Annotated in this window: 18 protein-coding genes; 5 read left to right on the forward strand and 13 right to left on the reverse strand. The window is 62.9% G+C overall.

Going from position 1 to position 19,906, the window contains the following annotated elements:
* Positions 1–16: 16 nt before the first annotated feature.
* Positions 17–1,264: an ABC transporter substrate-binding protein gene (locus CK224_RS20360; RefSeq protein WP_095782966.1), complete on the reverse strand. Its 1,248-nt coding sequence runs from the start codon at positions 1,262–1,264 to the stop codon at positions 17–19.
* A gap of 435 nt (positions 1,265–1,699) precedes the next feature.
* Here CK224_RS20360 and ftsZ point away from each other — a divergent pair, with 435 nt between their 5' ends.
* The 4 genes from ftsZ to CK224_RS20380 all read left to right on the forward strand — a co-directional run bounded on the left by ftsZ (position 1,700) and on the right by CK224_RS20380 (position 6,741).
* Positions 1,700–2,692 carry a cell division protein FtsZ gene (gene ftsZ, locus CK224_RS20365; RefSeq protein ID WP_095782967.1) on the forward strand — a complete coding sequence of 331 codons (993 nt, stop codon included), beginning with the start codon at positions 1,700–1,702 and terminating at the stop codon, positions 2,690–2,692.
* A gap of 290 nt (positions 2,693–2,982) precedes the next feature.
* Positions 2,983–4,443, forward strand: coding sequence for a hypothetical protein (locus CK224_RS20370; protein WP_210199664.1), 1,461 nt, complete (start codon positions 2,983–2,985; stop codon positions 4,441–4,443).
* Positions 4,444–4,634: 191 nt separating this feature from the next.
* Positions 4,635–5,465 carry an SIR2 family protein gene (locus CK224_RS20375; RefSeq protein WP_066993852.1) on the forward strand — a complete coding sequence of 277 codons (831 nt, stop codon included), beginning with the start codon at positions 4,635–4,637 and terminating at the stop codon, positions 5,463–5,465.
* Positions 5,466–5,562: 97 nt separating this feature from the next.
* The gene (locus CK224_RS20380; RefSeq protein ID WP_095782968.1) at positions 5,563–6,741 is read left to right on the forward strand and encodes a beta-glucosidase; all 1,179 of its coding nucleotides are present in this window, start codon (positions 5,563–5,565) and stop codon (positions 6,739–6,741) included.
* 9 nt (positions 6,742–6,750) lie between these two features.
* Here CK224_RS20380 and glf read toward each other — a convergent pair whose 3' ends face one another.
* Positions 6,751–7,887: a UDP-galactopyranose mutase gene (glf, locus tag CK224_RS20385; protein ID WP_066993849.1), complete on the reverse strand. Its 1,137-nt coding sequence runs from the start codon at positions 7,885–7,887 to the stop codon at positions 6,751–6,753.
* 2 nt (positions 7,888–7,889) lie between these two features.
* A complete protein-coding gene (locus tag CK224_RS20390) occupies positions 7,890–9,062 on the reverse strand; it encodes a glycosyltransferase (protein WP_095782969.1) in 1,173 nt (390 codons plus the stop codon).
* Positions 9,063–9,387: 325 nt separating this feature from the next.
* Here CK224_RS20390 and CK224_RS20395 point away from each other — a divergent pair, with 325 nt between their 5' ends.
* Complete coding sequence (locus CK224_RS20395; RefSeq protein WP_095782970.1) at positions 9,388–10,305, forward strand: hypothetical protein; 918 nt, start codon at positions 9,388–9,390, stop codon at positions 10,303–10,305.
* A 30-nt stretch (positions 10,306–10,335) separates the two neighbouring features.
* Here CK224_RS20395 and CK224_RS20400 read toward each other — a convergent pair whose 3' ends face one another.
* The 10 genes from CK224_RS20400 to CK224_RS20445 all read right to left on the reverse strand — a co-directional run bounded on the left by CK224_RS20400 (position 10,336) and on the right by CK224_RS20445 (position 19,570).
* Complete coding sequence (locus tag CK224_RS20400) at positions 10,336–10,749, reverse strand: cytochrome c (RefSeq protein ID WP_095782971.1); 414 nt, start codon at positions 10,747–10,749, stop codon at positions 10,336–10,338.
* Entirely contained in the window at positions 10,730–11,608 is an 879-nt protein-coding gene (locus CK224_RS20405) for a cytochrome c oxidase assembly protein (protein ID WP_095782972.1), read from the reverse strand. The genes CK224_RS20400 and CK224_RS20405 overlap by 20 nt, the downstream gene beginning before the upstream one ends.
* On the reverse strand, positions 11,605–11,946 hold the full coding sequence (locus CK224_RS20410; protein ID WP_095782973.1) for a hypothetical protein: 342 nt from the start codon (positions 11,944–11,946) through the stop codon (positions 11,605–11,607). Before CK224_RS20410 ends, CK224_RS20405 begins: the two co-directional genes overlap by 4 nt.
* On the reverse strand, positions 11,946–12,551 hold the full coding sequence (locus CK224_RS20415) for a cytochrome c oxidase subunit 3 (RefSeq protein WP_095782974.1): 606 nt from the start codon (positions 12,549–12,551) through the stop codon (positions 11,946–11,948). The genes CK224_RS20410 and CK224_RS20415 overlap by 1 nt, the downstream gene beginning before the upstream one ends.
* Positions 12,548–14,524, reverse strand: a complete 1,977-nt coding sequence (ctaD, locus tag CK224_RS20420) for a cytochrome c oxidase subunit I (RefSeq protein ID WP_095782975.1) — start codon at positions 14,522–14,524, stop codon at positions 12,548–12,550. Before ctaD ends, CK224_RS20415 begins: the two co-directional genes overlap by 4 nt.
* Entirely contained in the window at positions 14,521–15,534 is a 1,014-nt protein-coding gene (gene coxB / locus CK224_RS20425; protein WP_245426035.1) for a cytochrome c oxidase subunit II, read from the reverse strand. Before coxB ends, ctaD begins: the two co-directional genes overlap by 4 nt.
* Entirely contained in the window at positions 15,531–16,064 is a 534-nt protein-coding gene (locus CK224_RS20430; RefSeq protein WP_066993828.1) for a c-type cytochrome, read from the reverse strand. Before CK224_RS20430 ends, coxB begins: the two co-directional genes overlap by 4 nt.
* Entirely contained in the window at positions 16,061–16,861 is an 801-nt protein-coding gene (locus tag CK224_RS20435; RefSeq protein ID WP_280952269.1) for a substrate-binding domain-containing protein, read from the reverse strand. The genes CK224_RS20430 and CK224_RS20435 overlap by 4 nt, the downstream gene beginning before the upstream one ends.
* Before the next feature lie 49 nt (positions 16,862–16,910).
* Positions 16,911–18,662 carry a methanol/ethanol family PQQ-dependent dehydrogenase gene (locus CK224_RS20440; RefSeq protein ID WP_348628402.1) on the reverse strand — a complete coding sequence of 584 codons (1,752 nt, stop codon included), beginning with the start codon at positions 18,660–18,662 and terminating at the stop codon, positions 16,911–16,913.
* 125 nt (positions 18,663–18,787) lie between these two features.
* Positions 18,788–19,570, reverse strand: a complete 783-nt coding sequence (locus CK224_RS20445) for a heme-binding protein (protein WP_067329090.1) — start codon at positions 19,568–19,570, stop codon at positions 18,788–18,790.
* Positions 19,571–19,906 lie beyond the last annotated feature (336 nt).

A 19,906-nucleotide genomic window follows, 5' to 3' on the forward strand; every position in this document is an offset into this window, starting at 1 on the left:
TTCCTCCCGATCGGCGCTACTTGAGAACGCATTTCGTTTCCGGCTGATCGATGCCGAGGGTGTCGAGCTCGGAGACCTGGTGGAGATAGCCCTCCTGGGGAGATGTCGAGACGACCGATGTGGCATCGCCAAGCAGGATCGGCTGGCGAAGCTGGAGGTTCCATTTGCGGAAGGTCAGCTTCTGTCCCTTGAAGGCGGCGACCGAGAAGTCGTCCGAGCGGATGTAATCGCTGATCTTTTTCGGATCGTCGCCATTGGTGCGCGTAGTGGCTTCGCCGACGGCCCGCACGGCCGTCCAGGCCGACATGTCCTTGGACATCATTCGCCGGCCTGCTGTCTTCAGGAAGCGATTTTGCATTTGAATGCCGCCCCACTGTTCACTCGCGGGATGCCATGACGACGCCACAAGACCGGCCGTGCCTGCGACGAGCCGCGGCGTCCAGCTGCGGTAGGGCACGTAGCTCCCGAACACCTCGCTTTCATCGGCCACAAGCAGCACGTCATGCTCCGGCAGGTCCTGCGTGAATACCGAAATCTGTTGCTGTATCTGCGTGGCTCCGGTGTCAGTGCGGCGCGCCGTCCCGGTATCCTTGAATTCCTTCTCCGCGACGATCTGCCCGCCGAAGCGGGCTGCCGAGCGGCGCAACGCGTCGGCATAGAGGCGGTCCTCGTCATGCGAGCCGTAGAGCAGCACCCAGTTCGGCCATTTCTTCACCATCAGATACTGCGCCAGAGCGTCGGCGAGCATGCTTCGCGTCGGCGCGATGTGGAAGACGTTTATGCGGCAGTCCTCCTCGCGCAGTCTGTCGTCGGTGGCGCCCACGTTGAAGATCAGCACGCCCTTGTCGCGGGCGATGTCGGCGATCGACAGCAGCTGCTTGGCCGAGAGGTCCGCGATCACATAGCGGTCGCCTTTGTCAATCAACGCGTTGAATGCCTGAAGCGCGTCGGCTTCCGGTTTTATCTCGGTGACGTCGAGGCTGAATTTCTGCTTGATGAACCTGCCCGTCGTGTTGTTGTCGCCGATGGCGACATTGGCGCCGGCGACACCTTCGTCACGCGGCGGCTCGTCTAGCAGGGAAAGCGTCAGGCGCGGCGCGTAGGCCCGTAAATAGCCTAGCTTGATTTCGGTGATCTTCTCGTCCGGCTTGATCGCTCCGGCCGGCTGCACGGTCGGTTGCTGGGCGAACGCCCGTGGAGCAGCAGCGGTCAGGGACAGAAAGCACAAAAGGCCCGCCAAGGTGCCCGACGCCGCGCTTGTCATCGACAATCACCGTTCTTGCGCCTAAGTCCGATCGTTTGCCGGACCAGCGCGAAGTCAAGGTGCCCCAAGGCGAACTTAGAGAGCCGGCGGGATTTATCAACCTCGTGAGCAGGACGTCTCCGGCTCTGTTTGCGACGGATCGCGGTCCTCAGGGCTGCTGGCCGCGCGACGGTCCGAAGCGGCCCGGACGTATCTCAGGGAAGAGGACGCGGGCTGCTTCGGCTGAACCATTTGTCTTTCGTCGCCCCCGCCCCCCACCGGTTCACGCAGGTTTGCGCTCGGGACTACGGCGCTCCTGAAGCAAACTTGCGATTTGATGCCCTCAGCTTGACCTTGCGGGGAGGCCTGTCCTCTGATTCCCTGATCTTGGCGGGACCATCTGATTCGTTTGCTAGTTGCTCTGGCGCAGCCACTGCGTCCCGTAGAGAGATCACAATGACTGCCAAGCCGGAAATCCTGGAGATGAGACCTAAGATCACCGTTGTCGGGGTCGGCGGCGCTGGCGGAAACGCCGTCAACAACATGATCGCTGAAGGCCTGCAGGGGGTCGAGTTCGTCGTCGCCAATACCGACGCCCAGGCGCTCACAATGTCAAAGTCGCCGCGGCTGATCCAGTTGGGTGCGCATGTGACCGAGGGCTTGGGCGCCGGATCTCTCCCCCACGTCGGCAGCGCGGCCGCCGAGGAATCCATCGACGAGATCATGGATCATCTGGCGGGAACGCACATGTGTTTCATCACGGCGGGCATGGGAGGCGGCACCGGGACTGGCGCCGCGCCCGTCATTGCGCGTGCGGCGCGCGATGCCGGCATTTTGACGGTGGCGGTGGTTACCAAGCCTTTCACGTTCGAGGGCAAGCGCAGGTCCCAGGCCGCCGAGGAGGGCATAGACCGCCTTCGCGAAAGCGCCGATACCGTGATCGTGATCCCCAACCAGAACCTTTTCAGGGTCGCCGACGCCAGGACGACATTTGCCGATGCCTTCGCTATGGCGGACCGTGTTCTCTACGCCGGTGTCGGCTGCATCACGGATCTCATCGTGAAGGAAGGCCTGATCAATCTCGATTTTGCCGACGTGAAGTCGGTGATGCGGGACATGGGCCGGGCGATGATGGGAACCGGTGAAGCCTCGGGGGAGGGCCGCGCAAGGACGGCGGCCGAGGCAGCAATCGCCAACCCGCTGCTCGATGAGGCTTCCATGACGGGCGCCAGAGGCTTGCTGGTATCGATCTGCGGCGGCACGGACATGACGCTCTTCGAGGTCGACGAAGCCGCGACACGGATACGGGAAGAGGTCGACGCCGACGCCGACATTATCGTCGGCGCCATCTTCGACCAGGCGTTGGCCGGAAAGTTTCGGGTGTCGGTCGTCGCAACGGGTCTGCGGAAGAGCGAAGACATGCCGCAGCTTCAGCAGAGGATCGCCTGAAGCCGGCCTTCCTGGTTGGCGAGATCCCGCGGCGAATCTCTGCTCGTCGCTATGACTTGACTTGGTTGGCTTTCGGTGGCCTGCCCAGGCCCCTACGGCCGGGATCGCGGCGAGCGATCGTAGCTAGGGTTTTCAGTCGAACGAACTGGAGCAGATCAGCTGGCCGTTTTCTGTAACGGGCCATTCTCTCGGCGATGAGGCCCGGGCGGGCTGCGATTTTTGCGCCGGCGCCGGTGAACATTTTTCCCCTGAGACAGTTTGGAGTGCCTTGGGGAATACCGGAAAGCCACTTGGACAACACGGGATTAACGGACAGCACGACCAGTGACGCGGAGCGCTTACTCGCTGTCCGGTTCGCGGGTCTGCAGTGGATCACGGTGGCCGGCTCATATTTCGCCACTGAGGACGGCGAGCCGTGGATGCCGATCGGGCAGAATGACGCGATAAGCTGGCCTGAGCTAAATGGGCTGTTCCGGCGCAAGGACATAGCCGGCGTGGAGGCTCACCTCCGCTGGCTTAAGCAAAGCGGCGTCACCTGCCTCAGGCTGATGCTGGAATATGCTCAGGTCCGCCACCGCTACTTCGAGCGGCCGCTCGGTCGCTTCGTTCCTGCCATGGTGCGGCTGTGGGACGATCTTTTTCGTCTCTGTGAAAAGCACGGTTTGAGAATATTGCTCACCCCGTTCGATACATTTTGGCAGTGGCGGCACTGGCGTCATCACCCCTATAATCAGAGGAACGGCGGCGTGCTGGATCAGCCCTCGCGCTTTCTGGTCTGCACGGCCACGCGCCGCGCCATCAAGGCAAGGCTGGAATTCGCGGTGCGCAGATGGGGCGGCAGCGGCGCGCTCTTCGCTTGGGACCTCTGGAACGAGATCCATCCCGAGCAGGCCGAAGGCAGCGCCGACGATTTCGGCGACTTCATCCACGATCTCGGTGCTTTCGTTCGCCGGCTGGAGATTTCGCTCTACGGCCGCTCCCACCCGCAAACGGTTTCGCTCTTCGGACCGGAGCTTCGCTGGCGGGCGCACATGCCGCTCCGCGAACCCATCTTCCGGCATCCGGATCTCGACTTCGCCTCCCTCCACATCTACGAGGAGGGCACGATCGATCATCCCCGCGACACAGTGGCCCCGGCGCTCGGCCTGGGGCGGATCGTCGGCGAGGCCCTGGCCGAAACTCGCGATGGCCGGCCGTTCCTCGACAGCGAACATGGCCCGATCCATACCTTCAAGGACAAGAAGATCACGCTGCCGGAGCCGTTCGACGACGAATATTTCCGCCATATGCAATGGGCGCACCTGGCTGCCGGCGGTGCCGGTGGCGGCATGCGCTGGCCGAACCGTACGCCGCATGTGCTCACACCCGGCATGCGGCGGGCGCAGCGCTCGCTGGCGGGTTTCCTGCCGCTGATCGACTGGAGTCGGTTCCGACGTGTCCATCTCTGCGGCCGGGTGCGGGTTTCCCGCCCCGATGTCGCGGCGGTAGCCTGCGGCGACGATGCCCAGGCGGTGGCCTGGTTGGTGCACCGCGAAACGATCGGGCCCAACGGCATGCTGCAGGCCGACGTGCAAACCGAGCCCGTCATGATCGACCTGCCTGGGCTGGCTCCGGCTAGCTACCACATAGTCGGCTGGGATACTGCGGCCGGCACGCAAGCGGCGGAATGGCGGGCGCAAGCGGACGGTAGGTTGAAGCTGGAGGTGCCACCGTTCGCGACCGATGTCGCGCTCGCGATCCGCCGATGCTGAGAGGGACCGAAGCCAGCCCGTCCGTCTCTGCTTTGCCTTGCTCGATGGCAGCTCCGAGACCTTGCCGAGACCGACCGGGAGTATCGGCGGTCTTCTAGATTTTCGCGGCTGAGCGGGGAACACTTCATCCACCTTCGGGTTCGGAAGTTATGCGTCATGCGCCGCCCGCGTCAGCCCGCTCAGCTTCGGCAATGAACGAGGACCCGATTATTCCACTCGCAAAAGCCATCCGAGAGCGCAATGCGGTGCTCTTTGTCGGAGCTGGTGTTTCGATGAGCGTGGGGCTGCCTTCCTGGGAGAAGCTGATTGAACGCATGGCGAGCGAACTCGGCCTGGATGGGGCGAGACCGCGTGATCGCTTCCAAACCCTGGCCGAGTATTACCGGATCAAGCATGGCAGCATCGGGCCGTTGCGCAGTTGGATGGACAGGCACTGGACCGTGACGAGGGAGAAGATTCGGGAGTCCGAACTGCATCGTCTGATCGTCGCGCTGGATTTTCCGGTGATCTACACCACCAACTATGACCGGAACCTCGAAGTCGCCTTTGAGATACACGGCCGCGCATACGTGAAGGTGGCCAATGCTCGGGATGTCTCGAAGGCTCGCCGGGACGTCGCGTGCATCGTGAAATTCCACGGCGACTTCGATGACGATTCCTCGCTGGTCCTTACGGAAACGGACTATCTCGATCGGCTATCCTTCGATTCGCCGCTCGATGTGCGATTTCGTTCCGATGCGCTCGGCAGCACGGTTCTGTTCGTCGGCTATAGCTTGTCGGACCTGAACATCCGGCTGCTGTTGCATCGGCTTTGGCAGACATGGAACCGATCGGGCTACGAGGCGGATCGGCCGCCGTCATTCATTTTCATGGCGAGCCGGGACCCTGTCGAAGAAGCCGTGCTGGGGCGTTGGGGTATCTCCGTGCTCACAGGCGACAACGACGATCCGGAAGTCGGCCTCGTGAGTTTCCTCAGTCGGCTGGCCGAGGTTGTGAACGATCAGGAGATCACGCTGGGCTGAACGCCGTTCAGCACGCGGCAAGAACGAAGAATTTGCCCAACCCAAAGAGGGTTTCGGCCGTTGGTCGACCGTGCCGGCCAATGCAAGGAGTAGGAATGTGCCGCAAGCCGTTAGCCCAAACGTGAATCCGGCTGCCAGCGCGGTCACATTCGACAGTTTTTTCATGGGCGGTTTCGAATGCTCCTCGCACCGGCGAAAGGATGGCGTGCGTCTCGATCTCGTGCGGGCGACTGGCCATGATTCTCACGCAGAACGCGACTATCGCGGCTGCGCGAACCTTGGCCTCAGAACTGTTCGTGACGGGCTACGCTGGCACCTGATCGAGAAGGCGCCGGGCGTGTACGATTGGTCGAGTTGGGCGCCGATGATCGAAGCGGCAAATGTCGCCAGCGTTCAGGTCATCTGGGATGTCTTTCACTACGGAACCCCCGATTATCTTGACCAGGGCGGGAAGGAACTGATCGAGCGCTATGCCGATTTCGCAGCGGAAGCTGTCCGGTTGCATCGGGCCATCAGCGGGAAGCCTGCGCTCGTCTGCCCGATCAACGAGATATCGTTCTTCGCCTGGGCAGTCGAAGTGGGCTATTTTCCACCGGCCGGCCCAAGGCGAAGGGGTTGGTTCAAACGCCACCTCGTCAAGGCTGCCGTGCAAGGCATACGAGCCATGCGCCAAGCGGATCCAGAATGCCGGTTCATCTGGGCCGAGCCGCTTATTCACATCGCGCCGCGCGATCGAAGCCGCGGGGAAATGCGGGCGGCTGAAAAAGTCCGTCAAGGACAGTTCGAAGCGTACGACATGCTGATGGGGCGCGTCGAGCCGCAGCTTGGCGGCAGCGAAGATCTCATCGATGTCATCGGTCTGAATTTTTACCCGCACAATCAGTGGTACCTGCACGGGCCAACAATCCCGATGGGGCATCACGAATACCGGGCTCTGTCGGAAATGCTCGTCGAGGTCGCCCGACGCTACCGACAGCCGATGTACATTGCAGAGACAGGTGCGGAGGGATCGGGGGGCCCGGCATGGCTTCACTATGTATGCGGCGAGGTGCGGGAGGCTATGAACCAAGGCGCGCCGGTCGGGGGTATTTGCCTTTATCCGATCACGGCTTACCCGGGATGGGACAATTCACGCCACGCCGAAGTTGGCCTTTTCTCCGTCATCCATGCGGATGGATCGCGTCGCACCCGTCAGCCGATGGCCGATGAACTGGCGAGGCAGCAGAGGCTGTTTGAGAAGCATTCTCGATCCACGCAGCCTTGCATGCCGGAGTAGCAAGCGGCTTTAGCCCGGCACAGCCATTGCCGGCTGCAAGGCGCCTCCAATTGGGACCGTCTTCTGAATGCGGGCGAAAGTAGCCAGAGCCTGACCCACGACCTGGTCCATATTGTAATAGCGGTACGTCGCAAGGCGTCCGACAAACCAGACATCCGGGCGACTGGCGGACAAGGCTTCATATTGCTTGTAGAGCGCTTCGTTTTCCGGCCGGGGCACCGGGTAATACGGATCGCCAATGTCGGTCGGGTATTCATAGGTGAGGCTTGTCCGGGCGTTCTTCTGGCCGGTCAGGTGCTTGTACTCGGTGATCCGGGTGAAGTCCTCCGTTTGCGGATAGTTGACCACAGCGACCGGCTGGAACTGTTCGCATTCGACGGTCACGTGCTCGAAACGCAGTGAGCGATACGGCAGGCGGCCAAGTCTCCAGTCGAAGAATTCGTCGACAGGGCCGGTGTAGATCAGCTTGCGGAACGGAATCCGGTCCCGGACCTCACGATAATCGGTCTGCAGCATGATCTTGATATTGGGATGGTTGAGCATGCGCTCGAACATGCGCGTGTACCCGTTCGCGGGCATGTGCTGGAAGCTGTCGCCGAAGTAGCGGTCGTCGCGGTTGGTCCTGGTCGGAACCCGGGCGGTTACCGATTTGCTGAGCTGGGAGGGGTCTACGCCCCATTGCTTCCTGGTGTAGCCGCGGAAGAATTTCTCATAGAGTTCCCGTCCGACAGTGCTGACCACGACGTCCTCGGCCGTGTGGACTTCCTCGATGGTCTCGCGGCGAGACGCGAAGAAGTCTTCCAGTTCCACCGGATCCAAATCGAGACCATAGAGGCGGTTGATCGTATCGAGATTGATGGGGATCGGGAGAAGCATTCCGTCGACCGCCGCCAGCACACGATGTTCATACGGCCGCCATGTCGTGAAGTGTGACAGATAATCCACGATGGACCGCGCATTTGTATGGAATATGTGCGGCCCGTAGCGGTGGATGAGGATGCCTGCTTCGTCGTAGCAGTCATAGGCGTTGCCACCGATGTGATTGCGGCGATCGATGAGGAGAACGCTTTCTCCCCGCTGCGAGGCAATCCGTTCGGCGAGAACGCTGCCGGCGAAGCCGGCGCCCACGATCAGCCAGTCGAACATGGTCAGGCGCTCCTGCGGAACGGGACGACCTTTTTCCGAGCACTGGCGTTCCTGATGTGAGCGGCCATGCCATTCCATGTGCGCTTCCAGGACATGTCCGCGAGATAGGCATCGACCTGCTGAAGCCGCGCCTCGCGCGATTGGGTAAGGACGGATCGCAGCTTGGTGTCGACGTCCTCGGCGTCCACTATGTCGACGAGCCCGGCTGCGCCGTAGGTTCGCACAACATCGACGATTGCTGTTGAGACCACCGGCAGGCCAGCGGCGAGGAACTCAGGCGTTTTTGTCGGGCTGATGAAGCGAGTGGCCTCGTTGAGCGCGAACGGCATCCAGCCGGCGTCCCAGTGGCGCAGATAATCTGGAAGGTCGGCATAGCCTTTCCCGCCGAGCCAATGCAGATTGTCCGCTGTCGGCAGGCTGCTCGGGTCGATCTTGACCACCGGACCGAGCATGACGAAATGCACGTCTGGCATCGCCTTGGAGGCCTGGGCCACGAGATCGATGTCGAGGCGCTCGTCGATGACGCCGACGAAGCCCACCCGTGGATGAGGAATGCCGAATTGATCGGCAGGGTCCTTGCCGGGTGTCCTTGCCTTGTGGAAGTGGCTGACGTCGATGCTGCTCGGAAACGGATAGATGGCACGGTGCTGGCAGCGCTTCGCTTCAAAGAGGCTCAAGCCGCCGGTGAAGACCACGTCGGCGCGCCCGAAGAGCGCTCGCTCCATCATGGCCAGCTCGGTTGGCGCATTCTTGAACGCCGAAAGTTCGTCCATGCAGTCATAGACGCAGACATCGCAATTGATGTGCGCGCTGAAGCGTAGGGCCATGGGCGTGTAGTACCAGGCGGTCAGGTTAGTGTGCGGCGTCGTAGCGATGATCCGGTCGAGATATTTGCGCTGCACGGCATCAGCTCTGGCCGGGCTTGTGCCAGTTGGAAGCAGAGGAGTCGCGACCCGAATTGCCGGCGCCACCTCTGAGAAACGCATCGAGGGATGCGAGCGCTCCTCGAAAACAGGTTCCTCGAAATAGATAATCTCATGTTCCTTCGCGGCCAAGGTAAGAATATGTTGTGGACGCTGATAGACAAAATTCCATCGTAAATGAGAGAAGCATATCAGTAAGTCTTGCGTCTTCGTGGTTTTTCTGCGAGTTGGTATTCTTATTGCCGCGTCCATACAAATTTTCCCTAGTGGCAGCCGAGATTATATTGCGATTAACATTTGTTAATCGCAGGCAGCGGAGACGAGATCCACCTTTCCGTCTAACTTTCCGTCGAATAACTTGTTCCAGCCGCGAACCGTTAAAGCGGCGAAGGATCACGCCGCGGTGCTGCTGCCCCTTTGGGAGGTGGAGCCAAGATTCGCACGCAGGTTCCTGGGGACGGTCACTCGGTGGCCGTATTTCGGTAGCATGGGCAGCTAAGCTGTTCGACGGCTCCAACGATTCGCCTGGACCGGAGCCAAACGAGCCTCAAACGGCCGGCAATTGCTGGGGCAAGTGATGAAGATCGAGTTCGAGACGAATGTGTTCCCGCTCTTCCATCCGCAGGCGGTGGATGATCTCAAGGATCCATGCCCCGTCTTTGACGGCAGGCTTTGGCACGTCTTCGGCTCGAGCGGCACGGTAACAACCGAGAGCTGGAAGATACTTCACGCAACCGCGCCGGAGCTGCATGGTCCCTGGACGGAGCACGAGCCCATCGAGCTTCCTGTCACAGGATCGGGCGTTGCCGCGCCCGGTGTTGTCTACGAGCTCGGCGTCTTCCACATGTTCATCCAGACCGAGTTCATGAAGTCCGGCGGCCGCTGTGAGCACGCGGTGTCGAATGATGGCTTCAACTGGGTGGTGCTCAACCCGGCAATCCTGTCGATCCCTGGCACGGACGAAGATGGGATCTATGATCCGCATCCGGCGATCATCGGCGGCAAGCGCTACATCGTCTATTCCGGCATGCCGAAATTCAGTCGTGTGCCGCAACCCGACATCTACCTGGCGCGCAGCCAGTCGGACTCGTGGTTCGGACCTTGGAAGCGGCTGGGCAGGATCCTCGACCATAGTGATATCCCACACCACAATACGCGCGATGATCCCGACTACGAGTGGGGGATCGAAGGCGCCCAACTGGTCGAGCTCCCCGATGGCCGCGTGCTTCTGAACGCCACGTGCTTCCTTCCGCGGGGAGCGCGAGGAAGCCGACAACGCGTGTTTTTCGCCATCGCCGCCGAGGTTACCGGACCCTACGTCTCGATAGGTCCGGTTCTTGATCCAGGCGGGCCAGGAGAAAACGGTCACTCCACCGTCATGATCGAGGGCGAACAGCTCACGCTTTTTTACCAGAGCCGTGTCGCGGCGACGAACCATCGCTGGCGATATGGCCTCGCCAGATGCGATATCAGCGTCCTGTCGAAGGTTGCGTGACAGCCCGGGTTCCGACGCGGCGGGGTTCAATTATTTCAAAGCATAGAGATAGGCCGCGATATCGCGCGCCTGCTGCTCGGTGACCCTCGTCGATGGCATGGCGGTGTGCGGATTAATCTCTCTGGCGCCACGTATCCAGCGGATCAGGTTCTCCGGATTGTTCGCCAGCACGCCGCCGATAATGACCCGGCCGGCGAGGCTGGCGTCGAGGCGCGGGCCGACCTGACCTTGCGCGCCCGGCACGCCAGGGATCGTATGGCAGCCGGAGCAGCCGTTCGCGGTCATGATCGGAATGGCGCGCGCGCCCACGCCGCCGGCTGCCGCATCCGACTCGTGCCGGACACGATCACGCCGGTCGGCCCATAAGGCCACGGCGGCGACGGCTACGGCAACTACCACGATGGCGAGGGCGCCGGCGATCAGTCTAGCCAGATCGGAGCGCATGCGTCGCCTCCCTGGTTCCGCTCTTGCTTATCCAGAGGCCGGCGAGCAGCAAGGCGGCTCCGCCATAGATCAGGCCAGCCGGAACCCACATCACCAGACCCGCAAGCTGCTGGTCCTCGATCGGGCTTAAACCCCACAGCGCTGCGCCACCGGCATTTTCCGGATACCAGAGTTTGGGCGACAACAGCAGCAGCACGCCGAGCAGACCGGTGTGCATCGAGGTGAAGAAGAGATGCATGACGGCGCTGCCATAGGCCTGCTGCCGACCGGAACGGGGCAGAAGCGCCCACCAGAACAGCAAGGCAGTGCCGAGGAAGCTCGCATGCTGGGTATAGTGCAGCACGCCCCGCTGCAGGGCTGCCTCGAACAGGAACGGGATGTGCCAGATCCAGATGGCGATCGCGTGGATGATTGTTGCGTTGAGAGGGCGGCTGGCGAAGGCCCAGACCGCCTGCAGCATCTTGCCATGCGTGAGCCTTCCCGTCCTTTGCCGAAACGCGCCCGGTAATGCCCATACCAGGGCCGCGCCGGGGCGGGCTGCAACCAGCAGCGGAGCCGCCAGCGCCATCAGCAGCTCGTGTTCGATCATGTGGGCGGCAAAGATCCGCTCGCCGAGCGCATGGATCGGGCTGACCAGCGCTCCCGTCAGCACGCACCACCCTGCGGCGAACAGCAAGGTTTGTCGTATCCGCTCTGGTCGGCCTCGGCTGCTGCGGCGCCACAGCCGGTTGGCGCCGGTCGCATAGATGAGCGCCAGCGCAGCGAGCGGAAGCGTGATGGGAAGCGCAAGCGTCCAGCCGGCCTCGGGCGCGCCGGCGCCGTAGCAGATCGAGGTCGAGAAGAACGCCTCGAAGCTCATCGCAGGCACTCGTCGAGGATGAGCGCGGCGCTGCCCTGGATGACGATGACGAGGGCAAACAGCAAAGCCGAAAGCATGCCGAGATCGGCGATGAATCGCTCGGTGCTGCGTGTACGCTCCGGTTTGAAGGCGGCGCCGCCTTGCCGCTTTGCCTGCCACGACAGGACGCCGCCGAGGAGCGAAAACACCGCGAGCACCAGTGCGACGGGAAGCACGACCGGGACCTGGCGATTACATTGCCAGGGCACCAGCGCGTAATTCAGCTGCGTAGAGATGGCCCAGGCCAGAGGCCCCGACACGAGACCACCCCAGGACGTTCCCAAACGCAGCGCGCGCATCAGCCTAGCCTCGGGACCCAGTAGATGAGCAGATAGATCGGGATCCAGGTCAAGACTACGAAATCCCAGTAGAAGACGTTGTCGCCGACGTCGCCAAAACGCCGGCCGCTATAGGCGTGGCGCGTGAACATCAGCACGGTCAGAACGATCGTGTCGCCGACGTCGGTGATCAGATGGATGGTGTGCAGCCCGAGCAGCACCCACAGCATCGAGCCATAAGCGTTGGTGTCCCAATAGATGTTCAGGGCCGGAAACTCGAACCAGCGCACGATGAGCGGCACGCTGCCGAGCAGCGACATCACCGCCATGCCGATCCGCACCGGCCCGATGGCGCATTGCTTGGCGTAGCGGTTGAGGAGGTGGTTCGGCACCAGGCTGACGATGAGAAGCAGCGTCACGATCGTTCCCGGCCAATGGTTGGGCTCCGGGGCGCTCAGCCGCCAGTTGGGCCACAAGGTCGCCAGATACAGATAAGCGCCGGCCGCCAGCGCAAAGCCCATTCCTTCCAACGCCATGAAACCGAGCGTACCCCACCAGGTCGGGCTGCGCGGACCAAGCCCGAAGCTTGGCAGTCCTGACAGATCGGCGGCGGGACGCTGCTTCATTCCTCGTCCTCCGGCGTATCTTTCGGCCAGAACCAGCCGATCAGGGTGATTGCGATCGGCGCGGCGCCCCAGACGATCGCCCAGGGCGTGAAGATCGAATACAGAAAGGTGCCGCCGACAGCGATCGCAGCGAACAGGGGCCAGATCGACGGCGTCGCCGATTTCTCGCGGATATCGGGATGCGCTTCCGCCACCGTCGAGATGAGGAGCTCGCGCACATCGACGCGAAGGCCGGTGGCGACGGGAAGGGCCTCGCGTTCGGCCCAGAGCGGCTCGACATTCGTGACGATTGGAATGCGCGCGAAATTATAGCTTGGAGGCGGCGAAGACGTGGCCCATTCCAGCGTGCCGGCATCCCAGGGATTGTCGCCGGCCGGCGCGCCTTTCAAGGCGCCATGCACGAGGTTGAAGGCGAACAGCACGAAGCTCAGGAAGAAGAGCACCGCGCCGCCGGTGATGAACAGGTTGATGTTCCCCCAGCCAAGCTCGGCCGGATAGGTATAGACCCTGCGCGGCATGCCCCACAGGCCGACAAGGTGCATCGGGAAGAAGGCCGCGTTGAAGCCGATGAAGGCCAGCCAGAAATGCCAGCGTCCGAGGCGCTCGCTCATCATGCGGCCGGTGATCTTGGGGAACCAGAAATAGGCGGCACCCAGCAGTGGGAAAACCGAGCCGCCGATCAGCACATAGTGGAAATGCGCGACGACGAAATAGGTGTCGTGCACCTGCAGGTCGAGCGGCACCGAGGCCAGCATGACACCGGTGAGACCGCCAATGACGAAGATGAAGAAGAAACCGAAGACGAAGAGCAACGGCGTCCGGATCACCGGTCTGCCGTCCCACAAGGTCGCTAGCCAGCAAAAGATCTGCACGCCGTTGGGAATGGCGATCAACATGCTGGATGCCGTGAAGAAGCTTGCACCGAGCTTCGGCAATCCCGTCGCGAACATGTGGTGGACCCAGAGACCGAACGACAGGAAGCCGACCGCGATCAACGACAGGACCAGCCCCAGATGGCCGAATGCCGGCCGTCGAGCGAAAGCGGGGATGATCGCGGAGACCATGCCTGTCGCCGGCAGGAAGATGATGTAGACCTCGGGGTGACCGAAGAACCAGAACAGGTGCTGGAACAGCAGGGCATCGCCGCCCTCCGCTGGATTGAAAATATGCGTTCCGACCAGCCGGTCGAGGATCAGGAAGGTCGAGGTGATCATCACCGCCGGCATGGCGAAGACGACGACGAATGAGGTCACCAGCAACGCCCAGACATAGAGCGGGATCTTGTCCAGCGACATGCCTGGCGCACGCTGCTTCAATACGGTGACGATGGTCGCGACGGCGACCGCCAGCGATGAGACCTCGGTATAGGTGATCATCTGCGCCCACACGTCGGCGCGCTTGCCGGGACTGAATTCGGGACCTGACAGCGGCACATAGGCGAACCAGCCGACATCCGGCGCCATTGCAAGGGCGAAGGACACCCAGGCGAAGAGGCCCCCCGAGACATAAATCCAGTAACTGAACGCGTTCAGGCGCGGAAAGGCGATGTTGCGGCTGCCGACCATCAGCGGCACCAGATAGATGCCGGTCGCCTGCACGATGGGCACGGCAAACAGGAACATCATGGTTACGCCATGCATGGTGAACAGCTGGTTGTAGAGGTCCGGCCCGATCAGGCCCCGTTGCGGTCCCGAAAGCTGGATGCGCATGGCGACGGCGTTCAGCCCGCCCAGGCACAGAAACCCGAATGCCGTGATCAGATAGCGCCTTGCGACGACCTTGTGATCGACGCTGGACAGCGCGCCGATGATGCCGGGCGGCGTCCGCCATGTGCGCGCGAGCCAGCGGTGAAGGCTGGCATCGTCCATGCCGGTGTCGCGCGGCCCATCACGTTCGGGGGCGACGTCGCCCTTGGCAGTCGCCTCGCGTTCCGGCGGCAGGTCGCGTTCGCTGGTCAGATCCGCGCTGCTCATTTCAGGCCCTCGAGATAGGCGACGATCGCGTTGAGCTCGTCACCATTGAGCTCGACCACCGGCATGTGGGAGCCGGGCTTGATGCCTTGCGGATCGGCTATCCAGGCGGCGAGATTGCCGCGGCTCATCGTCAAGGTTCCCGCGGCAAGCGTTTGCCGGCTGGCAATATGGGTGAGATCCGGAGCGACCGTTCCGCCCGCGGGCGTGCCGCCGATCTTGTGGCACATCACGCAGGGACGCTTGAGAAACAGGTCCGCGCCCGCCTTCGCCTCGTCGCCCGTCGGGGCCGCGGCCGGCTGCAGCTGGTCGTTCCACCAGGCGTCGAACTTTGCCCGCGGCTCGGCGATGATGAAGGTGCCCATGTTCGCATGCTGCGCGCCGCAGAACTCGGCGCACTGGCCGCGATAGGTTCCGGGCTTGTCCGCCTTGATATCCAGCACGTTCATGTGACCGGGGATGAGGTCGAGCTTGCCGGCCAGACTTGGGATCCAGAAGGAATGGATCACATCGGTCGAGGTCAGAAGAAGCCGCACCGGCTCGCCGGCGGGGATGTGGATTTCGTTCGCCGTCGTCAGGATGCGGCTCGGCGTGGCATCCTCATAGCGCACCTCCCACCACCACTGGTGCCCCGTCACCCGAATGGTGAGCGCAGCGTTCGAGCCGATTGCCGCAAGCGTCCTGTTGGCGAAGAAGCTGAGCAGGGTCAGCCCGACCAGCGTCGCTGCGGTCAGCCCGACAGCGATGACCACAACGCGCAATTTGCGATGGTCGGCGCTGGCGTCGAGCATCAGCGGCTCGGTGCGCCTGGGTGGCCGCATCAACAGCGGTGCGGCGAGAGCGATCATCACCAGCACCCACACTACCGAGCAAAGCCCTATGAAGAACCAGATCAGCCATGCCAACTCGTTCGCCGCGGGGCCTTTCGGGTCGAGGGCCGATTGCCAGCCCGCGCATCCCTGGAGAGAAAGGACGCTTGCCGCGGCAAACGCCATCGAGGCGAGGCCTTTCACGGCGACTTCCCCAGCGTGGCGGCATCCGGCATGCGGTTTTCCGACGGATGGGGCATCATGTCGTCATTTCGCTGTGGCGCAGCGGAAGAGGGCGCGTTGCCGCTTAGCGAACGCACGAAGGCCGCCAGTTCCCAGATCTGATCGTCGGGGATCTTGTTGCGGAAGCTCGGCATCCCGTTCGGACGTCCGTCGCGGATGGTGGCGTGAATGCTTTCCATCGAGCTGCCATAGATCCACTTCTGGTCCATCAGCGCCGGGCCCATGCCGCCGCCGCCATTGGCGTGGCATCCCGAACAGTTGAACCAGCCGAACAGGCGCTTGCCCTCGCTGAGATGAAAGGCGTTCGCCTCGAAGCTCGCCGCCTTGTTGTTGCTGGGGGAGGGCCTTTGGCCGCCAGGTTCCAGCGTAGTCACGGGCGTCGGCTGCCCGCCGGAGCCGAGCGAAGATTGGGGACGCGTGTCCCGCTCCTCGCGCTGGCATGCCGCCAAGGCAAGCGTCACGGACAGCAGCGTCGCGAAACCCAGCCTCATCGCACTGGGCTCCCGGCGATGTCGAGAAGCGGAACGCCATATTGCGTCAGAACCGCGTCGATCTCGGCCTTGTGCCTGGCGAGCGCCCTATTCACATCGCCGCGCAGTCGATCGTCCTCGCGCCGAACGCCCATCGAGATGTCGTACATCAGCGGCAGTTGCGGTCCATCGATGCGAGGTGTGACCGGCGTGATCCGGAGCGGCACCTTTTGCTTCGTAGCGAAGTAACCGGCGAGCGGGCCCCAGACCACGGCGACGTCGACTTCGCCGCTCGCGACAGCTTCGACGATGCGCGCCACAGGGTTAGGAGCGGAATAGTCTCCGTAGACCGGGTAGCCGACGAGATGTCCGACAATGCCGCGACGGCCAAGCGCCTGGACCGGCGGCGAATTGGCGCCGTCATCGCCGATGAGCTGAACGCCGATGCGCATGTCGCGCAGCCGTGGATCGTTAAAGGACGTTACGTCAGGCCCATCCTGTCGTGCGACAAAGACGTAGGAGGATCTGTAATAGGGCGAGGTGGTGCGCAGCATTTCGACATTTGCGGGCGTTCCGAGCACCAGATCGCAAAGCCCGGCTTTCAGCGTGTTGCGAACGAAGCCGCGGCGCTGCGCCCACCAGGTGTAGGTAAGCTTGGCGCCAAGGTCGGCCGCAACGATCTCGGCGATCTTGTTCTCGAAGCCTTCGCCGCTGGCGTCGGAGAACGGCATGTTGTTGGGATCGGCGCAGGCGCGCAGTTCCCGCGCATCCGTCGCGCCGGCCAGAACCAGCCAGACCAACGCGACGAGACCGGCCACGAGGGCCCGCAGGGAGGATCTTTTCGCCAGCGCCGTCAGTTTGAATGCATCAAGGCAGTCGGAACACATAGAGCGTGCCTCCCGCCGTTGTCGCGTTTTTCAAGTCCTTCATGGCGTTGACGAAACCGAGCGCAGCAGTGGCATCGCGCGGGTCGAGATCGCCCGAGACGATGGCGCCGGCCCAGCCGCCGACGCCCGACAGGATCGCGACATATTGGTGCCCGTCGGGGCCGCGATAAGTCACCGGCTGGCCGATGATGCCGGAGGAGGTCTTGAACTGCCAAAGCAGTTCGCCGGTCTTCGCGCTGACGGCCTTGAACCAGCCTTCCATGGTTCCGTAGAAGACGATATCGCCGGCGGTCACGACCGCGCCGCTCCATACCGGGAAGTTTTCCTTGAGGCTCCAGGCCGGTTTCTCCGCGGCGATATCCCACGCGGTGAGGGCCCCGCGATTGCCGCCGGGGCCCGGGATCATGCGCACGTTCATTCCGACATAGGGTGTGCCGGCGATGTAGTTCACCTCGACGCCTTGTTCGTCCATGCACAGATTGTTGTGCGGGATGTAGAGCAGGCCCGTCTTCGGCGAGAAGGCGGAAGGCTGCCAGTCCTTGAGCCCCGAGGCGGTCGGGCAGATGTCGCGGACGACCTTGCCGGTCCCGGTCTTCTTGTCCGGGTTTGCCATCAGCCTGCCCGTCTTGAGATCCACACCCTTGCTGGAGTTGACGGGGCCATAGGGTTTTGCGGACAGGACCTCGCCGGTGGTGCGATCAAGGACGTAGAGATAGCCGTTGCGCTCCGGCCGGACCAGCACCTTGCGCGGCTTGCCCTGCCAGTTCATGTCGAGCAGGATCTGCTCATTGATGCCGTCATAGTCGTGCAGATCGTGCGGCGTCCACTGATAGAACCATTTAGCCGCTCCGGTATCGGGATCGCGGGCAAAAATGCCCGATGTCCATTTGTTGTCGCCGGGGCGCAGGTCAGGGTTCCAGGGGCCTGGATTGCCGGTGCCGTGGAAGATCAGATTGAGATCGGGATCATAGGAGATCCAGCCCCACATATTGCCGCCCCCGATCTTCCAGGCCTCCGGCGGCCATGTCGTCACACCGAGGTCCTTGCCCTTGTCCATGTCGTAATGCGGCTTGAAATCCGGGCCGATCAGCACCTCCTTGTCGGGACCCGTGCTGAAAGCCGTCCATACGACATGGCCATCGCCGGCGTCGAGCGCCTTGACCCAGCCGCGTACGCCCATCTCGCCGCCCGAATTGCCGACGAGCACTTTGCCCTTCACCACCAGCGGCGCCATGGTGAGGGTCTCGCCGACATTGATGTTGCCGATATGGATGTTCCAGATCGGCTGGCCGGAGTTCGCATCGAGCGCTATCGTGTGGCCGTCCAGCGTGTTGAAGAAGATGCGCCCGTCGGCGAAGGCGGCGCCGCGATTGACGACGTCGCAGCACGCCACCCCTTGTGCCGCGGGCTCGGGATTGGGTTCGTATTTCCACTTGATCGGTGCGCCAGGTTTGGAGAGGTCGAGCGCGTAGACGATGTTGGGAAACGGCGTCACGATATACATCGTGCTGCCGACCACCAGCGGTGCCGCTTCCTGGCCCTTGTTCACGCCGGTCGAGAAGGTGAAGGCGACCTGCAGGTTCTTGACGTTGCCTGCATTGATTTCCGCGAGCTCGCTATAGCGGGTCGAGGCGTAGTTCTTGGCTGGCATCGTCCATTGGCCGTCGTCGGGCGGGGCGGCGGAGGCCGGCGGCGAAATCGCAGGCGTCGAGGGCGACTCCGAGGCGGCCATCAGAACTGGGAGACAGGCCAGCATCATCGCCCCAACAATGCTTAATCCCGCATATTGCCGCGCAGCCCGGGTGAGGCGAGCGCGTCCGGACTGCGCACACCTCGCCGTCAGCTGTCGCGCTGCCTTCATTTCGGGACCGAGCCTCCGACGCTGGCGCCCAGTTCCGCCGCTATGTCGGCCTCGCGCCCGGCGCAAAGCGGATGACCCCAGCCGGATGCGCTTTTGCCGCCTGGGTCGAGGTCATAGATGATGGCGTCCTTGCGATTGGGATTGACGCCTGCCGGAACCTTGTCGAGGCCGAGCGCTGCGCGGACGCGCCAAGCGACGTTGTGGTCGGCGCAGGAGGAATCGCCGCTGACCCCGAGGCCGCCGACGATCGCCTTGCCGTCGTACAGGGCCAGGCCTCCGCCGAACACCACCACGCCTCCGATCGGTTTGCCGATCAGCGGATCATTGGGGCTGCCGAATGTCTTGGCGTCGCCGGCGTAAGCCGCCGCCTGATTGACGGGGTTGGTGGCCTGCAGGCCGAACAGCGGCCCGCCTGGTTGCACCCCGGCATAAAGATTGGCGGTCGACAGGGCCATATTCGCCAGGCTGAGCCCGTTGGCCGTGTTGGCCTTCTCGGCCGCGACCAGCCGGCCGCCGGGCCATTGCGCGTCCACGGTAGGGCCGCTGAAGGCGACGGCGCAGACCGTACCGTCACGGGCAACGATCGCGGCCCATTCATTGGTCTCGAAGCCGCCATTTGCCGGCCCGCCACTCGCCCTGACATTGGCCTTCAAGACCGACAGCAGTTTGTCGTGATCGGCCGGGCAGGGCGCTTGCGCCCAAACGGGATTGTGCGGCAGCACCGCGATGGCCAATAGCAGGAGGCCAAGAGCGACCGACGGACACTGGCGGTAATGCATGGCGCTTCGGAACACCTTGTTCAACGCGGCAACAAGGCAACAACCGAAGCCGGGCGGCAGAAACTCCGGTCTCGCCGTTCTGCAAGCTGATCCTGCTCTTGCTGCGCGAAACCGAACGGACAACGAGCCCCTTTGTTCCTGCTGCCCAGAAAGGGACTGCAAGAATTGCGTGTGGCAGGTGCATCCATATCGAAGTCCGGCCCAACCGCACCATGGCCCTGGCGGTGCCATCACCGCTCCTGGGAGGCGGCCAGCGTTCCTCGATCGCTGCAGCCGTCAACAGCAGGAGGTACGCGGCTGCTTGGTCTTGCGACATGTGCAGTAGAGGAACCAGCT

The sequence above is a fragment of the Mesorhizobium sp. WSM3862 genome (genome assembly GCF_002294985.1).
Lineage (GTDB): Bacteria > Pseudomonadota > Alphaproteobacteria > Rhizobiales > Rhizobiaceae > Mesorhizobium.

Excerpts from the sequence above, each read along its gene's own strand:
- CK224_RS20410 (WP_095782973.1), bottom strand. The coding sequence starts at position 11,946 with ATGCGCGCGCTGCGTTTGGGAACGTCCTGGGGTGGTCTCGTGTCGGGG.
- CK224_RS20360 (WP_095782966.1), bottom strand. The coding sequence starts at position 1,264 with ATGACAAGCGCGGCGTCGGGCACCTTGGCGGGCCTTTTGTGCTTTCTG.
- CK224_RS20445 (WP_067329090.1), bottom strand. The coding sequence starts at position 19,570 with ATGCATTACCGCCAGTGTCCGTCGGTCGCTCTTGGCCTCCTGCTATTG.
- CK224_RS20430 (WP_066993828.1), bottom strand. The coding sequence starts at position 16,064 with ATGAGGCTGGGTTTCGCGACGCTGCTGTCCGTGACGCTTGCCTTGGCG.
- ftsZ (WP_095782967.1), top strand. The coding sequence starts at position 1,700 with ATGACTGCCAAGCCGGAAATCCTGGAGATGAGACCTAAGATCACCGTT.
- CK224_RS20375 (WP_066993852.1), top strand. The coding sequence starts at position 4,635 with ATGAACGAGGACCCGATTATTCCACTCGCAAAAGCCATCCGAGAGCGC.
- CK224_RS20390 (WP_095782969.1), bottom strand. The coding sequence starts at position 9,062 with ATGGACGCGGCAATAAGAATACCAACTCGCAGAAAAACCACGAAGACG.
- CK224_RS20395 (WP_095782970.1), top strand. The coding sequence starts at position 9,388 with ATGAAGATCGAGTTCGAGACGAATGTGTTCCCGCTCTTCCATCCGCAG.
- CK224_RS20440 (WP_348628402.1), bottom strand. The coding sequence starts at position 18,662 with ATGGCCGCCTCGGAGTCGCCCTCGACGCCTGCGATTTCGCCGCCGGCC.
- CK224_RS20400 (WP_095782971.1), bottom strand. The coding sequence starts at position 10,749 with ATGCGCTCCGATCTGGCTAGACTGATCGCCGGCGCCCTCGCCATCGTG.
- glf (WP_066993849.1), bottom strand. The coding sequence starts at position 7,887 with ATGTTCGACTGGCTGATCGTGGGCGCCGGCTTCGCCGGCAGCGTTCTC.
- ctaD (WP_095782975.1), bottom strand. The coding sequence starts at position 14,524 with ATGAGCAGCGCGGATCTGACCAGCGAACGCGACCTGCCGCCGGAACGC.
- CK224_RS20405 (WP_095782972.1), bottom strand. The coding sequence starts at position 11,608 with ATGAGCTTCGAGGCGTTCTTCTCGACCTCGATCTGCTACGGCGCCGGC.
- CK224_RS20415 (WP_095782974.1), bottom strand. The coding sequence starts at position 12,551 with ATGAAGCAGCGTCCCGCCGCCGATCTGTCAGGACTGCCAAGCTTCGGG.